General features: G+C 64.5%; 13 protein-coding genes and 1 pseudogene. 4 read left to right on the plus strand and 10 right to left on the minus strand.

The genetic code is table 11. The annotated features are described in order from the left end of the window. The 3 genes and pseudogenes from ACFWAY_RS50145 to ACFWAY_RS50155 all read right to left on the minus strand — a co-directional run. Positions 1-320: pseudogene (locus ACFWAY_RS50145) on the minus strand (amidohydrolase); the annotation flags it as partial. A gap of 221 nt (positions 321-541) precedes the next feature. Next, positions 542-1,357: an SDR family NAD(P)-dependent oxidoreductase gene (locus ACFWAY_RS50150; RefSeq protein WP_378516036.1), complete on the minus strand. Its 816-nt coding sequence runs from the start codon at positions 1,355-1,357 to the stop codon at positions 542-544. 167 nt (positions 1,358-1,524) lie between these two features. Then, entirely contained in the window at positions 1,525-2,190 is a 666-nt protein-coding gene (locus ACFWAY_RS50155; RefSeq protein WP_378453927.1) for a TetR/AcrR family transcriptional regulator, read from the minus strand. A gap of 45 nt (positions 2,191-2,235) precedes the next feature. Between ACFWAY_RS50155 and ACFWAY_RS50160 the strand changes: the two genes are divergently transcribed. Beyond that, positions 2,236-3,030 carry an SDR family NAD(P)-dependent oxidoreductase gene (locus tag ACFWAY_RS50160; RefSeq protein ID WP_378454003.1) on the plus strand — a complete coding sequence of 265 codons (795 nt, stop codon included), beginning with the start codon at positions 2,236-2,238 and terminating at the stop codon, positions 3,028-3,030. Between the two features lie 59 nt (positions 3,031-3,089). Here ACFWAY_RS50160 and ACFWAY_RS50165 read toward each other — a convergent pair whose 3' ends face one another. The 4 genes from ACFWAY_RS50165 to ACFWAY_RS50180 all read right to left on the minus strand — a co-directional run bounded on the left by ACFWAY_RS50165 (position 3,090) and on the right by ACFWAY_RS50180 (position 7,830). Next, a complete protein-coding gene (locus ACFWAY_RS50165; RefSeq protein WP_378516037.1) occupies positions 3,090-3,842 on the minus strand; it encodes an alpha/beta fold hydrolase in 753 nt (250 codons plus the stop codon). Then, positions 3,839-5,374, minus strand: a complete 1,536-nt coding sequence (locus ACFWAY_RS50170) for an AMP-binding protein (protein ID WP_378516038.1) — start codon at positions 5,372-5,374, stop codon at positions 3,839-3,841. The genes ACFWAY_RS50165 and ACFWAY_RS50170 overlap by 4 nt, the downstream gene beginning before the upstream one ends. 44 nt (positions 5,375-5,418) lie before the next feature. Continuing rightward, the gene (locus ACFWAY_RS50175) at positions 5,419-6,921 is read right to left on the minus strand and encodes an aldehyde dehydrogenase family protein (RefSeq protein ID WP_378453924.1); all 1,503 of its coding nucleotides are present in this window, start codon (positions 6,919-6,921) and stop codon (positions 5,419-5,421) included. A 72-nt stretch (positions 6,922-6,993) separates the two neighbouring features. Continuing rightward, complete coding sequence (locus ACFWAY_RS50180) at positions 6,994-7,830, minus strand: mycofactocin-coupled SDR family oxidoreductase (protein ID WP_378453923.1); 837 nt, start codon at positions 7,828-7,830, stop codon at positions 6,994-6,996. 454 nt (positions 7,831-8,284) lie between these two features. Between ACFWAY_RS50180 and ACFWAY_RS50185 the strand changes: the two genes are divergently transcribed. Further along, positions 8,285-9,076 carry an SDR family NAD(P)-dependent oxidoreductase gene (locus ACFWAY_RS50185; RefSeq protein WP_378516039.1) on the plus strand — a complete coding sequence of 264 codons (792 nt, stop codon included), beginning with the start codon at positions 8,285-8,287 and terminating at the stop codon, positions 9,074-9,076. 28 nt (positions 9,077-9,104) lie between these two features. On the opposite strand, the gene ACFWAY_RS50190 is transcribed toward ACFWAY_RS50185, so the two are convergent. From ACFWAY_RS50190 to ACFWAY_RS50200, 3 genes are all read right to left on the minus strand, one after another. Continuing rightward, entirely contained in the window at positions 9,105-10,640 is a 1,536-nt protein-coding gene (locus ACFWAY_RS50190) for an ABC transporter substrate-binding protein (protein ID WP_378516040.1), read from the minus strand. A gap of 215 nt (positions 10,641-10,855) precedes the next feature. Further along, a complete protein-coding gene (locus tag ACFWAY_RS50195) occupies positions 10,856-12,133 on the minus strand; it encodes an acyl-CoA dehydrogenase family protein (RefSeq protein WP_378516041.1) in 1,278 nt (425 codons plus the stop codon). 36 nt (positions 12,134-12,169) lie between these two features. Beyond that, a complete protein-coding gene (locus ACFWAY_RS50200) occupies positions 12,170-13,246 on the minus strand; it encodes a phosphotransferase family protein (protein WP_378516042.1) in 1,077 nt (358 codons plus the stop codon). Positions 13,247-13,373: 127 nt separating this feature from the next. Between ACFWAY_RS50200 and ACFWAY_RS50205 the strand changes: the two genes are divergently transcribed. Together ACFWAY_RS50205 and ACFWAY_RS50210 are read left to right on the plus strand one after the other, a co-directional pair. After that, complete coding sequence (locus ACFWAY_RS50205) at positions 13,374-14,372, plus strand: NADPH:quinone oxidoreductase family protein (RefSeq protein ID WP_378454002.1); 999 nt, start codon at positions 13,374-13,376, stop codon at positions 14,370-14,372. After that, positions 14,372-15,283 carry a LysR family transcriptional regulator gene (locus ACFWAY_RS50210; protein WP_378453918.1) on the plus strand — a complete coding sequence of 304 codons (912 nt, stop codon included), beginning with the start codon at positions 14,372-14,374 and terminating at the stop codon, positions 15,281-15,283. Before ACFWAY_RS50205 ends, ACFWAY_RS50210 begins: the two co-directional genes overlap by 1 nt. Positions 15,284-15,443 lie beyond the last annotated feature (160 nt).

A 15,443-nucleotide genomic window follows, 5' to 3' on the forward strand; every position in this document is an offset into this window, starting at 1 on the left:
GAGTAGCGCGTGGGATCCATCCCGTACTCCTGCGGCTTCTTGCCCGCCACCGCGTTGAGGCCGATGTTCGGATAGATCCGGCCCTCGTACGACCACACCTGGGCGAGCTTCTTCTCCCTCGGGGCGGTGTCTCCCTGTCGGGCGGCATCGAGGAGAGCCGCCGACAACCCCTCGTCGCCGTGGCTCTGGCTCATGTCCATCTCGACGATCCGCGGGCCCTGCTCGTGGAACTTCTTGGGCAGGCGATCGGTCCACAGATTCGGGGGCTCGATCAAATGGTCGTCCACGGAGATCAATTGCATATGGTCTTGAAGCGGCACTGCTACTCCTACTCGAACAAAGGCACGATCCGGGTAGCGCATCGGTCTCTGCCCGCGGTCTATGCCGATTATCTGACGCTTCGTACGCTAGTGATCACCATCACAAGTGTCAAGATGTCCCGCGATATCTCCCGTTGGGTCGCAGCTCCAACCCATTACGACCTCTCACACATGGGCCCGCCGGCACGTAGCCACCGCACTTTTCTGACGGTCTGTCTTCGTTATTCGACGGATGGAATTGCGGCATACGCCTCCTCGATGCCGCGGTGCCGCGCGCGGACGGATTCGAGCGTCTCCGGATGACTCACGATGTATCGATCGCCCCGCTTGATCGCGTCCACGACCAGGCGACCGACGACGTCCGCGCCCATTGCTGCCACCGGTACCCGTGTCGATGCCCCCGAACCGCTCGTGCCACGGGGAACCACACCCGGCCGGTTCCGCTCACTTGTCGCAATGTTGGACCGCACCATTGCGGGCAGCAGTACCCCCACACCGACGTGCGAGCCTCTCGCGTCGAGTTCCATACCCACGGTCTCCGTCAACGCGACGACGCCGAATTTCGACACGGCATAGGCACCGAGGCCGGCTGCGGTGCGCAGACCCGCGATGGACGCGGTGTTGACGATGTATCCGCGTTGCGACGTCTGTTCGATCACCGGTAGAAACGACTTCATCCCGTGGATCACGCCCCACAGGTTGACGTCCAGCACCCAACGGAAGTCGTCGAGCGTCAACTCGTCGAACGGTGCTACGCGCGCGATTCCGGCGTTGTTGACAGCGATGTCGATGCGCCCGTGCCGACGGACAACCTCGTTTGCCACTCGCTGAACGTCGTCGGCACTACTCACGTCGGCGAGCACCGTGGCGGCGCCGAGATCGGTGGCTGCTCGCGCGAGGGCGGCGGCCTCGACATCGGCCACCACTACCGTCGAGCCCTCGGCGATCAACGCTTCGGCGATCGCGAAACCTATACCTGAAGCCCCTCCGGTGACGATGGAGACGGTTCCGTCGAGACAGGGGATGCCAGTCGACATGTAGAAGCCTTTCTGGAGTTCGACCACAATCGTCGCTGCGCTGCGAATGCACGGGAGCGACGACACGTTCGGCCGGTGAATGAAGGACACCGGATGGGAGTTCACTCACCACCGGTTCTCCTAACCTCGGCGATCAGGCGTCACGTGTCAACCGGCCGAACGTCCCGCTATCGGTCCCGGTTGTTCGCATTCAGCCCGCCGAGGACGAACCGCCCGATCCCCTCGATCTCCTCGGGAGAGGGCGCGGTCGATGTCCAGAGGTGGCGGCGCATCGCCCCGAGCACCAGGTCGGAGATGCAGGCACCCTCGAGAACCGGGTCGGATCCGAGTGCCTCCAACGGGGACGCGAGCAGACTCGTCACCGGCTTCAGCAGTTCGTCCTGACCGCCGTCCTCCTGACTCGACGATCCGGCCTTCTCGAGGTGCTCGAGCACGGAACGACTTGTCTGCGCAGCATCGCTGTGACTGACCTGTCGTAGGACTCCGCGCGTCCACACGAGAATCTGCTCGTGCGGATCATCGACACCAGCCATGCGTGCGGTGATGTAGTCGGCCACGCGGTGGACACCCTTCTCGAGGACAGCGAGGATCAGGTCGTCCTTGCTCGGAAAGGATCGATACAGAGTCTGATTCGAAATTCCCGCGGCCGCGACGATCGCTGACACGGAAGGCATTGCAGGCGCGGACTTCTCGATCAGCTCCAGCGTCACCTCGAGCAGACGCTCGATCTCGTCCTCGGCCGACTGGCGCTGACGTGCGGTTCGTCGCGCAGCCGCTTGTGCGGCGCGACTGACCCCTGCCCGTGACTGCGACTCTGATGTATCGTTCTGCATATCGAGTAATCCGATTCTGTTTTGAGGAGACGTATGGCTTCCAGTATGGACGACACCCCTGTTCACACGAAGGGAGACCTTCCGTCCCCGTTCGACTTGTTCAGCCTCGAGGGCAAGGTCGCGCTGGTCACCGGTGGTAGTCGCGGCATGGGCCGGCAAATGAGTGTGGCGTTCGCACGAGCCGGGGCGGACGTCGTCGTCGCGAGCCGCAATCTCGAGAAGTGCGAGGAGGTCGCGGACGAGATCAGGTCGACGACCGGGCGGGACGCCCTCGCCTACAGCTGCCACATGGGTCGATGGGACGAGATCGAAGGCTTGGTCGACGCCACGTACGCGAGGTTCGGCAAGGTGGACGTCCTGGTGAACAACGCCGGGATGTCGCCCGTGTACGACAAGGTCACCGACGTCACCGAGAAGATGTACGACAGTGTCCTCAACCTCAACCTCAAAGGCCCCTTCCGACTGACCCAGCTGGTGGGAACCCGCATGAAGGAACGCGGCTCGGGAAGTGTCATCAACGTCAGCAGCACCGGATCGCTGCGACCCATGGGCTCGATCATTCCCTACGCCGCCGCCAAGAACGGGCTCAACGCAATGACCGAGGGTTACGCCGAACTGCTCGGACCCGAAGTCCGGGTGAACACGTTGATGCCCGGCCAGTATCTGACCGACATCGCCGCAGCCTGGGACATGGAGCACACGAACAGAATGGCCTCGCGCCTGCATCTCGAGCGGATCGGGAATCCCGCCGAAATAGTCGGTGCGGCACTCTTCCTCGCCAGCGACGCGTCCAGCTACACGTCCGGAACTATCGTCCGGTCCGACGGCGGCATCCCCTGATCCTCCGGATACGCAGGTGCACCGAGGCGTTTCCCCGGTGCTCCTGCGCATCGCTCGGATCAGACGAGGCGATCGATCAGGATCTTCGCGAGGATCTCCGGTTCACTCACCATCACGTCGTGACAGGTGTCGATCTCGACGATCTCGTCGGCTCCCCCGAGATTGTCGACATGTTGCCGCTGCTGGTCCGGCGGCACCGCCCGATCCTGCAGTGTCAGTACCCAGGTCCGCGGAATCGACGGCGGCATGTCGCTGCGATCGACTTTCTGCGTGGCGAGGAGGTTGCTCTCCGGGCACATGCACCGCACGACGAAATCCGTCTGTTCTTCGGTCATCCCGTTACAGAACAGCGATTCCACCGTCCCGCGGGGAAAGGGAGGCGACTCCGCCGGAGCGTCGACGCGCTCCCGGATGTCCTCCTGAAGCTCACCCATCAGGTCATCGAGGATCGACATTCCGTCCGGTGGTGCCGCAGCGGCCACGAAGACCATCCGGCGGACACGCTCCTTCCCCAACGCCGCGGCCACTCCAGGCATCGTGACGCCGCCCATCGAATGCGCGACAAGTACCACCTCGGACAATCCGGCCGCATCGATGTCGGCCACCACCGAGCGAACACACTCGGCGATACCGACCTCGGACAGGGCGGCGGGCTTCGACCCCCGGCCCGGTAGGTCCACGGCCAGTACCGTCACATCCGGTCGGAGCTCTCTCAGCACTGTGACGGTGGGGTCCCAGCACTCTCTCGTGTGCTGCCCGCCGTGGATCAGTACCACCGCATCGTTCACTGCAGTCTGCTTCACGGCTGTCATGTCCAGACCCTTTCCATCAGAACGCGTTTGAGTAGCTTTCCGGCCGGAGTCCGCGGTAGGGACTCCTCGAAGGTCACCGATCTCGGGCACTTGAAGGACGCAAGTTCCCTTCGGCAGAATTCGAGGAGCTCACGCTCCAACTCCGCGTCGCCCGCAACGCCGCTGTCGAGTTGCACGAAGGCTTCGACCCGGTGGCCGTATTCCTCATCCGGAGCACCGATCACCGCGACATCGAACACTGCGGGGTGCTCGGCCAGCCGAGCCTCGATTTCGGCGGGGTAGATGTTCACTCCCCCGGAAATGATGAGATCGGTGCGTCTGCCGTCGAGGTACAGGTAGCCGTCCTCGTCCAGGTAGCCCAGATCACCGAGCGTCGCGCGCCCTTCCGCGTCGAAGACACCCGCGGTCTTCTCCGGTGAATGGTGGTAGCTGAAACTCGGGGCATGGTCGAACCAGATGGTTCCCCGCTCGTACGGGGCCACGGGCGCGTGGTCCTCGCCGAGCACCGATATGGTTCCGGGTGCCGGCCGACCCACGGAACCGGGATGCGCGTGCCACTCGTCCGGCGTGATGAGGACCATGCCGATGTTCTCACTGCCGCCGTAGAACTCGTAGAGCACCGGCCCCCACCACTCCATCATTGCGCGCTTCACAGGCACCGAACAGGGAGCGCCGGCATGAATCGCCAACCGGATCGACGAGACGTCGTAGCGCCGCCGAACGTCCTCGGGCAAACGCAGGAAGCGAACGAACATGGTGGGAACCATGCTGGTGTGCGTGACACCGAATTCATCGACGATCCGAAGACTCTCCTCGGCGTCGAACTTCTCGGTCAGAACCAGCATTCCGCCCCACCTGACCACGGACGTGCAGGTCTGCAACGGATACGCGTGATAGAGCGGAGCCGAGTTCAACCACACCGAGTCCTGGTCGAACCCCCACGTCAGCGGGAAGTTGGCGGTCAACGGATCGCCCTGCTCGAACGACACGTCGGGCATTTCCCGAAGAATTCCCTTGGGTTTTCCGGTGGTCCCCGAGGAGTAGAACATGAAGGTGCCCTGGCGCACCGCCCTATCAGCGCTGGGTGTTGCTCCGGCGGCTGGCCCGGATTCCTCGCCGTCGTACAGGCGCTCGTACCCGTCCCGGACTTCGCCGACAATCTGCACCGCCTCCACTGCGGGCGACGCACCCGCCGCCTCGGCCACCAGATCAGCAAACCGGTCGCTGGCGACGATCAGCCGGGCGTCCGAGTCGGAAATGACGTGAACGGCTTCCGCCCGCGTCAGGTGGACGTTCACCGCGACCAACCGGACGCCGCACCGCAACGCCGCGATCGCGACGACGACATAGTCGGTGCGGTTCTCCATGACAACGGCGACGCGATCCCCGGGTGAGATGCCCTTCGAGATCCAGTCCCGTTCCAGCCAGCTTGATTTCGCAGCGAGTTCGCCGTAGGTCAGCGTCTGGCCGCCGGGCACGACCACCGCCGGGCGCGAGGGGTCGCGGTCCGCCCACCAGTCGGGTGTGCACACAGGTTCTCGGACCGTCGACGGTTCCGCCGTCGGAGAGCCCCCTGTCACGCTGTCGCCGGTATGCCGATGGTCTTGCTCTCGAGGAACTCCTCGAAGCCTTCGACGCCGTGCTCCCGTCCCAGACCGCTGTGGCGATACCCACCGAACGGGACGTCGTCGGCGAGGAACGCAGCACCGTTCACGGAAATCGTGCCGGTCCGGACCCTCCTGGCCACGTCTGTCGCATGGGCGACATCGCCGCCGAACACCGAGCCGGACAGGCCGTACAACGAGTTGTTCGCGATATCGATCGCCTCGTCCTCGGTCTCGTAGGGAATCACGACGAGTACCGGACCGAAGATTTCCTCCTGAGCGATCCGCGCATCGGGGGCGACATCCGCAATGAGCGTCGGATTTACGAAGAAGCCGCGATCGTGGTTCTCCGCTCGGCCCCCTCCGAAGATGATCCGCCCCTCGGTCCTGCCGAGTTCGATGTACCCGAGCACACGTTCGAGCTGAACCGCATTGATCACCGGGCCGATGAATGTCGACGGGTCTTTCGGATCCCCGGGCACCATCGCGGACATGACCGCCTGGGCGACCTGCAGCCCTTCGTCGTAGCGAGAACGCGGAAGCAACAGACGCGTGGTCAGTGCGCAGCCCTGACCGGCGTGCGAGCAGACCGAACCGGCGACCAGCCCGATGGCTGCCTGCATGTCTGCATCTTCGAGAACGATTGCAGCGGACTTGCCGCCGAGTTCGAGAAGGGTGCGCTTCACCGTCGGTGCGCCGGCGGCAAGGATCTTGCGTCCCGTGGCCGTCGACCCGGTGAACGTGACGACGTCTACCCGCGGATCCGTGGTGAGCGCCTCACCGACGGCGTTGTCGGACGAGGTAACGACGTTGAGCACGCCGGCGGGCATGTCGGTGTACTCGGCGGCGAGCTTTCCGATCATCGTCGCGGACCACGGGGTGTCGGGTGCGGGTTTGAGCACCACCGTGCACCCGGCTGCGAGTGCGGCGGACAGCTTGACCATGTTCAGGAAGAACGGATAGTTCCAGGCGGTGATAGCCGCGACCACTCCGGCCGCTTCCTTTCGGACCAGCGGCGCTGTCGAGGTGCCCAGCGCTACGCGGGTGGGGAACTGCTTCTCGTATTCGTAGGTGTCGGCGAGATCCGCCATCCACCGCAGCGATTCGATGCCGGGACCGACTTGCATCATGTCGTGAAGGGCCATGGGAGCGCCCGCCTCGGCCGTGACGACCTCGCCGAGTTCCACTCGGCGCTCGTCCATCGCGTCGGCGAGCTGCCGCAGCACCCGGCTTCGCAGGGACGAGTTCGTCGACCAGTCGGTCGTGTCGAATGCGCGGCGCGCGGCGCTCACGGCGCGATCGGCGTCCTCCGTCGATCCATCTGCGGTGACACCGAGAACGTGCTCCGTTGCGGGATCGATGTTGTCGAACACCCGGCCGGACAGGGCGTCGACCAACTCACCGCCGATCAGCATCCGCGGTTCGGCGAGCGACAACGTCGGTGCGCTCATCGGTGCGTTGACTGAAGATCCCATGACGTACTTCCTTCGTGTGGGGCCGCGACGCCGTCGCAGCACGATTGCCGATGGCGAAGTCGAGCGTGCGAATCAGAGTCCGAGAGCCAGTCCAGCACCGGCATCCACCCGCACTTCCTGGCCCGTGACGAAGCGGGATTCGTCCGAGGCGAGGTAGACCACGAGGCTCGAGATGTCGGCAGGTTCCACCCACGGCGTCGGGATGGGATGCATGCTCGCGAAACCGTCTTTGACGTCGTCGAGAGTGGGATTGTCGAGGTCGTCGCGGAACATCTTGTACATCGGGGGGCTCTGCAACATATCGGTGTTGCAATTGGACGGATGAATCGTGTTGGCCCGGATGCCCCTGGCTGCCAGCAGATGTGCCACGGTGCGTACGTATTGCGGGATCATCCGTTTGGCCAGTCCGTACCCGGTTCCTCCCGGGCTGGTCAGACCGGCAGGCATGAGGGCCGCGAGCGAACCGGTGGCGATGATCGAGCCGCCGTCACGCAGGTGTGGCAGGGCACCGTGGATCGAGTTCACGACCCCGAGGAAGTCGACGTCGAACGAGTCGACGAAACCCTGCATCGGGATGTCTTTGCCGAGCGGACAGATTCCGGCGTTCGCGACGACGATGTCGAGACCACCCAGTTCCGCAACGGCTGACGCCAGAGCCTTCTCCAGTCCGACACGATCACGCACGTCCACCTTCGCCGACACGACGCGCCGACCTTCGGCTTCCACCAGCTTGACCGTGTGCGCGAGATCTTCCTCGGTCGACAGCGGGTACTCGTTCGTCTCGATGTCCTCACACAGATCGAAGGCGATGATGTCGGCGCCTTCCTGAGCAAGATTCAGAGCATGGCTTCGTCCCTGCCCGCGCGCTGCTCCGGTGACAAAAGCGATCTTGCCTTCAACTCGGTTCACGACTCTCCTCGATTGACGTTTCGGGTGAAGATGCTCGCCTCGACAGCGTCTGATGGCACGCAGGTGCGGCGGAGATCGGACATCCTGTTCATCGGACGCAGCTCCCGACAGTGCACCCATCGCGCCCATGCAGTTTCGATTCCGAAAGAACCGAACATCGAACTCCGAAGCGGGATCAGCATCTGACACAACGCACATTATTGTGACGCCGTTCACATGTCAATGGTGCGTCCGAAGCCCCACCTGGGCAGACTCGCCGATGTCGACAACCCGAAGCTCCTCGGGGACACAACGGCGATCCCGCCGCTCACTCGATGCGGAACCTCGCCGACAGGCCCGCGCGGATCCCGAACCGATCCCCGACCCGACAGGGCAGTCTCCTCTGGGTCCGAATTATTCTGACGATAGTGTCATCAACGGAAGGTTGGGCTCACATCAAGGAAGCGTGGAACACATGGATCTTCTCGTTCGCGACAAGGGCTATCTCGTCGTCGGTGGAACTGCAGGGATGGGGCTCGCGTCGGCCCGCGCACTCGCCGGCGACGGTGCCTCGATCGTTGTGGTCGGGCGCGACGCAGCACGAGCCGAACACGCAGCCGCCGCGATTCGCGAAGCCGGCGCCGCACGTGCGTACGGACTGTCGTTCGACGTCGGAGTCGCCGGCCAGGCCGAAGAGGCCGTGGCAGAGGCCGTCGAACTCCTCGGCCGCCTGGACGGGGTTGCAGTGACCACCGGCATCCTCGGGAAGGAGCCGATCGAATCACCCGAGGAGATGTGGATCGGGGCTCTCCGCGACGTCGTGCTGGGCACGACGCGGACGGTCGAGGCCGCACTCCCCCATCTCACCTCCACCCGAGGCACGATCGTGACGACGGCGGCATACTCGGTGCGCTCTCCCGACCTCGTGCGGCTGCCGTACGCATCACTGAAAGGTTCCGTCGCGGTGTTCACCAAGGGGATCGCGAAGGCGTATGGCAGCAAGGGCATTCGCGCGAACTGCATCTGCCCGGGGGCCATCGAGACGGACGCGTTGCGGGCGATCCGTGCCCACGTGGCGGAGGAACGGGGATACCCGTACGAGGAAGCTCTGGAACGGGTGATGGTGGAGGAGTGGGGCCTCGAGGCGGCGCTGGGCAGGCCCGGACAGCCCGACGAGGTCGGCGAACTCGTTGCGTTTCTCCTGTCACCGCGCGCCGGCTATATGACCGGTGCCTTGGTGAACATCGACGGCGGCACGGACTTCTGACACCGCCCGGCCGCCGCCGACCCTTACATCACTCCGCGAAATGGACGTGCCGGAGTTCGAACGGGCCACCGACGAACGGTGGGGTCATCTCGTCGAATCCCACGACTCCCGGCGTGTGCAGGTACTGAGTTGCCGGCGCGCAGATGAATACTTCCAGCGCTTGCTCGGACGCGACTCGGGACGCCTGCTCCAGCAGTGCGGTACGGGTTCGGTCACCAGGTTCGTATGCAAGCGCTGACCGGATCGTCTGCGCGAAACCGTCGGGGAGCGGGCCCTGCTGGCTCCGGTCCAGGTAGCGGTCGCGAAGGGTGAAGCCCGGTTCGGGGTTTCCCGCCATGCTGTACTGCCAGGCGTCGACGTCGCCCGATTCCCATCTCGGCAGCGCTTCACCGAAATCGGAGTTCTCGAAGTCGATCTTCACACCGACCGCCTGCAACTGCGCCTGGATGCCGACAGACAGTTGAGCGTGCGCGCCGGTCGTCAACGCCTTGATCTCCAGGCCGTCGGTGTAACCGGCCTCGACCAGCAGGGCCCGCGCCTTGTCGGGGTCGTGACGATATCCGAATCCGTCCTCGGACACATGGCCGTCGACTCCCTCCTGGAGCGGCTGCGACGTCGGAGCGCACTGTCCGTTCATCAGAGAATCGTTCAACGCGTCCCGGTCGATCGCATAGTTGAGCGCCTGACGGACGCGGGGATCGCGCAGCGGTCCGCGATCGGAGTTGAGATAGATGGTGTACCAGGACGTCCGCCCCGAGGTGGACAAGGTGAAGTCGCCCGACTCGGCCATCGCCGTCGCATCCCGGTACTGGCTCATCCGCGAGAGCGCGGCGTCGATCTGACCACTGCGAAGCGCATTCATGCGCGCGTTGTCATCCACGATCCCACGGATCTCGACCTTGGGAATCACGTAGGTGTCCGGGTTCCAGTAGTCGTGCACCCTCGTGAACGTTGCCTTGTCCCCGACCGTCAGAGACGTCAGCTCGTACGGGCCCGACCCAGCGGGATGCGCACCCAGGTCGTCATCGACTGCCTTCGGATTGACGATCGATCCCAGAGTCGTCGCCAGAATGAACGGCAGATCGGTCGACGGCTCGTCGAGCGCGAACTGCACTGTGTAATCGCCTGGCGCACTGACGTCCTCGACCATGGTGAACTTGTCCTGAGCCGAAGACTGCGGGCGGTGCAGAGCCCGGTCCATACTCGCGACGACCGCCTTCGCATCGAGTGGCGTGCCGTCGTGGAACTTCACGTCGCGTCGGAGAGAGAACGTCAGCGTCCGGCCGTCGGCAGAATAGTCCCAGGACTCCGCCACACTCGGCACCACCGTGGGTACACCGTCGACCGGTTCGATTGCGGTCAGCCGGTCGTACAGGAGGTCGATGTACGGGTGAGCGCCGGCCGCACTCGGATTCATGTGCGGATCCATCGACGACGGTGGAATGAACCACGCCACCGTCAGTGAATCGGTCTGGCCCTCACTACCACCGGAGCCGCCACAGGCGGCCGCGACGAGGGTGGCGGCCGCGAGTGCCCCGATCTTGATCACACGAGACGAAGCCATGAAGATCTCCGATCAGATGCCGAGATCCGGCGAGAATGTTCCCGGGGATCAGCTGAATGGCGGAATTTTCACGCCGTTCAGAAAGCTAGTGCTCCAGCTCACATCTGTCAAAGCCGCGGAGCCTCGGGCACGGCAGGCCCCCAATCGAATTCACTCGACCGCGGACACAGGAAAGGGAGCGCGGACATGCGGCTCCACGCTCCCCAGGTCGGCGGTCAGACGATGCCGAGCTTGTACTTCGCTGCTTCGAGCTTCGACGGGATGTGGTCGGTCGGCCAGAGCCCATCGGTGGACCGGTGGTCCTTGAGCACAGCCCTCGCCACCTGACGCAGGTGAACCTCGGTCGGACCGTCCACGAGGCCCATCACCGGCGCCGTGACCCACATCTTGGCCAACGGAGTGTCCTGGGTGACACCGAGGGCGCCATGTACCTGGATCGAGCGCTGGACGATGTCGTGGAGGACCTTGGGGGTAAGGAACTTGATCGCGCTGATGTCCTTACGGCACAGCGAGTAGTCCTTGGTCTTGTCGATCAACCACGCCGTGCGAAGAACGAACAGCCGGAACTGCTCCAGTTCCGCATATGATTCGGCGATGTAGTTCTGCACGGTCTCGCGTTCGGACAATGCCTTCCCGCGGGTGGTGCGGCTCAGTGCCCGCTCGCACATCATGTCCAGTGCACGCTGCGCCAGTCCGACCGTGCGCATGGCGTGATGGACGCGACCACCGCCGAGACGGACCTGCGCCACCTCGAAAGCACGTCCCTCGTCACCGAGCAACGCGGTGTGGGGAACACGGACGTTGTCGTAGTGGATGTAGGCTTCCGAGCCCTCGTCCGCCGGTTCGTGGATCAGTGCCAGGTTGCGCTCGATCGTCAGACCCGGAGAGTCGGTGGGAACGAGGAACATCGACATGCCCTTGTGCGGGCCGGCGTCCTTGTCCGTGTACGCCATGACGATGCAGAACGCCGCGTAGCGGGCGTTGGAGGAGAAGAACTTCCACCCGTTGATGATCCAGTCGTCACCGTCGCGGACGGCCGTCGTCTCGAAACCGGAGACGTCGGCGCCGCCCTGTGGTTCGGTCATCGAATAGCAGGAGAAGATCTCCCCGTCGAGCAACGGCCGGAGATAGGTCGCCTTCTGCTGCTCGGTGCCGAAGTGGGCGATGATCTCGGCGTTCCCGGTGTCAGGAGCCTGGGTCCCGAAGATGACCGGAGCCCAGGCGGAGCGGCCGAGGATTTCGTTGAGCAGGGCGAGTTTCAGCTGTCCGTACCCCTGCCCGCCGAGAGCGGGTTCGAGATGGCATGCCCACAGCTGCTGGTCGCGCACCTTCTGCTTGAGCGGATCCACGACTCGACGGTGCTCGTCGTCGAGTGGCTTGTAGTTGTCGTGCGGCCACACCAGATCGAGCGGCTCGACCTCGTCGCGCACGAACTGCGCGGTCCAGTCGAGTTTCTTCTGAAATTCAGGATCGGTTTCGAAATCCCAGGACATTCCCATTCCTCGATTCTTCGGTGCGACGTCGTTGCACTAGCGGAGCGACGTCGTCTTCGACAGGTTTGCGGCGAACTGCATGAGCTCGAGCACGATCGGACCGAAACGGGCGACGCGGTCGTCCGCCTCACCCTTCGCGTGCCGGGCGACACTCGCCTCCAACACGATGGCCAGCTTGAACCGGGCGAGAATGACGTAGTAGTCCACGTCGGAGACGTCGCGTCCACTGACCGTCGCATAGTGCTCGAGCATGTCTTCACGGGACGGCATCCCGTCGTAGTTCAGATAGCGGGCATGCTGCATCGCATCCCCCTCGGGCGGCCACGCGACCAGCACCCAACCGAGATCGAGCAGCGGGTCGCCAATCGTCGCCATTTCCCAGTCGATGATCGCCGCGAGCTCGGCCGGCGCACCGTGCCGATACATGACGTTCGCGAACTGGTAGTCACCGTGCATGATTCCGGGCTCGAAGGTCCGGGGCTGGTGGTTGCGGAGCCACGTTGCGGTCTCGTCCAGTCCTGGAATGTTGCGGAACTTGAACCCGGCCAGATGCGACAGCCAGCGATCCACCTGCCGGTCGAGGAAGCCGTCTGGCTTACCGAAGCCGTCGAGGCCCTGCGCCTTCCAGTCGACGCGCGCCATCTTCGCGGCGCCGTCGACGAGTTGGATCGCGAGTCCCGATCGGGCCTGCAGATCGGTGTCGAACGGCGCCGCCCACCCGCCGCCCATGGGGCTCCAGCCGTCCACCAGATCCATCAGGTAGAAGGGCGACCCGATGACAGACACGTCGTCGGTCGCGCCGCGCAGCCTGGCGTGCGGTACGTCGGTGCCCGCGAGTGCCCTGAGAAGTTGCGCCTCCCGCATGAGGACCTTCGCTCGGCCTTCGACTCCGTAACCGGGCGGACGCCGAAGCGCCATCTTCTCGCCCCCACGAAGGATCTCGAAGAGCTCGTTCTGCGATCCACCGGCCAGACTCCGGGCCTGCACCGGTTCGCCGGCTCCGGGGATCCCTTGGCCGTCCATCCATTTGCCGAGTGCTTCGACGTCGAGCGAGAGGGCGGGCCTGTCGTCGACCCGGTCCGCGACCGAGGTGCTGTCACTGTGATCTGCCATACTTGGAACATAATGACTGATTTAGCAGAATGCAATTACTCTATTGAACATCTCCTGCATACTCCCTGCTGGAGACGCACGAATCCGCGAGAGGACACCGATGACTTCTACCGAAACTCCCACCGTGATGTCGGCAGCCCGCATCCACAGGATGGGAGATCCCGACGCGATAGGCATCGATTCCGTCGCCGTTCCGGCACCGGGACGGGGAGAAATCCTGGTTGCGGTGCGCGCGGCGGCCGTGAACTTTCCCGACACCCTGATGATCGCGGGGAAATATCAGGTTCAGGTGCCACTCCCCTTCGTCCCCGGGCATGAGGCGGCCGGCGTGGTGCACGCCGTGGGGCCGGACGTCACCGCCCCGGTTCCAGGCGACCGGGTGGCGGTCATCGCCCCGGGAGCATTCGCCGAGTACGTGGTCGCACCGGCCACCGCTGCGGTGCCGATCCCGGACACCGTCGGGTTCGACGAGGCCGCCGCTACCTGGGTGTGCCACCTGACCGCGTATCACGCGCTACGGTCGACAGCCGGGATCGCCTCGGGTGAGATGGTTCTCGTGTTAGGAGCCGGTGGCGGGATCGGGCTCGCCGCCGTCGAACTCGCCACCGTCCTCGGGGGCCGGGTCGTGGCTGCCGCATCGTCGGCAGACAAACTCGAGGCCGCTCGCGGCCGGGGCGCGGAATTCACGGTCGACTACTCCGGCACAGATCTGCGGACCGGAGTCCGAGAGGCGATCGGCTCGGGCTCGGTAGACATCGTCATCGACCCTGTGGGCGGCACGCTGTCCGAACAGGCACTGCGGGAGATGCGCTGGGGCGGGAGGTACGTCACCCTGGGTTACGCCAGCGGACACATTCCCCAGATCCCGCTGAACCTGGTGCTGCTCAAGGGCGTCGACGTTCGCGGCCTCGAAATTCGTACGTTCGCCTGCCACGACCCCGGCCGTGCAGAACGAGACCGCGCGGAGTTCACGGCCTTGTGGGCGTCGGGCCGGATCCGGCCCGTCATCGGCGCCCGGTATCCCCTCAACCAGGTGAGCGCAGCACTGCATACCGTCGCTGCGGGGCGGTCCCTCGGCAAGACGGTGATAGAAATGGCCCCCTCGCCCCACACCGAGGACTACTGATGGAAATCCAGCAACTCCGATGCCTCGTCGCGGTAGCGGAACACGGTTCGTTCACCAAAGCGGCCGCAGCCGTGCATCTCACCCAGCCGTCGCTCTCGCATGCTGTCGCGAAGCTCGAATCCGAACTTCGGATGCAGCTCTTCCACCGATCCTCCCGCGGTGTGACATTCACACCCGCCGGTCACTCGATCCTCGAGCCCGCGCGGCGGGTACTTTCGGCGCTGGACGACATCGACGCCACTGTGTCGTCATTGCGCGGCATGACAGAGGGAACGGTGCGGGTGGTGAGCACCCGCTCCTTCACTGCCTCGATCGCAGACGTGGTGTCGGAATTCTGCCGCCAATTCCCGCAGATGAAGGTCACGATGGGTGCGCCGAGAACGGAATCGGAGGTTCACGCACTCGTGGCATCGGGTGACTGCGACATCGCCTTCGCACGAGTGGACCGCACACCCCTGGAGCTCTCGGCCGCTGTACTCGACGTGGAGTCGCTCGCGGTCATCGTTCCACGCTTCCACGATCCCTACCCGGACGCCTCCGACATCACCTGGTCCCAGGCCGCCCGACTTCCGCTGATAGTGCCGCCGGTCGGCAATCAGGCGCGTCTTGCGCTCGATCGCGTGTTCGCTGCGCACGATGCCCGGATGACGGTCGCGGTGGAGAACGAGGACTACGAGTCGACCCTGGAGATGGTGCGCGCCGGTGTCGGAGCCTGTCTCGGCACCCAGGGGGTGTCCCGGCTGCCGGACGGAGCGCGGATGAAGACCATCGTTCCCGTGAGCGAAACCAAGATCGGCCTTCTTTGCCGGCCGGGAGCGCTCGCCCCCGCAGTCTCGGCTTTCAGAACGATTGCACTGCAGTTTTTTCCCCGCCAGAACCAGGTACGGCCGCCGATGGCGGCGAACAGCTGAGCTCCCCCGCGGTCAAGCGGGGGAGCTCGATGACATCGACGTGTCAGGCTGTCTCGGCCCTGGGAAAGTTGTAGAGCCTGCGGGCGTTCAGTTCGACGATCTTGTGCGCTTCGTCGTCGGGAACATCCTGGAGCAGTTTCGTGGTGTACTGCCGGCTGTT

Source organism: Rhodococcus sp. NPDC059968 (assembly GCF_042738615.1).
Lineage (GTDB): Bacteria > Actinomycetota > Actinomycetes > Mycobacteriales > Mycobacteriaceae > Rhodococcus_F.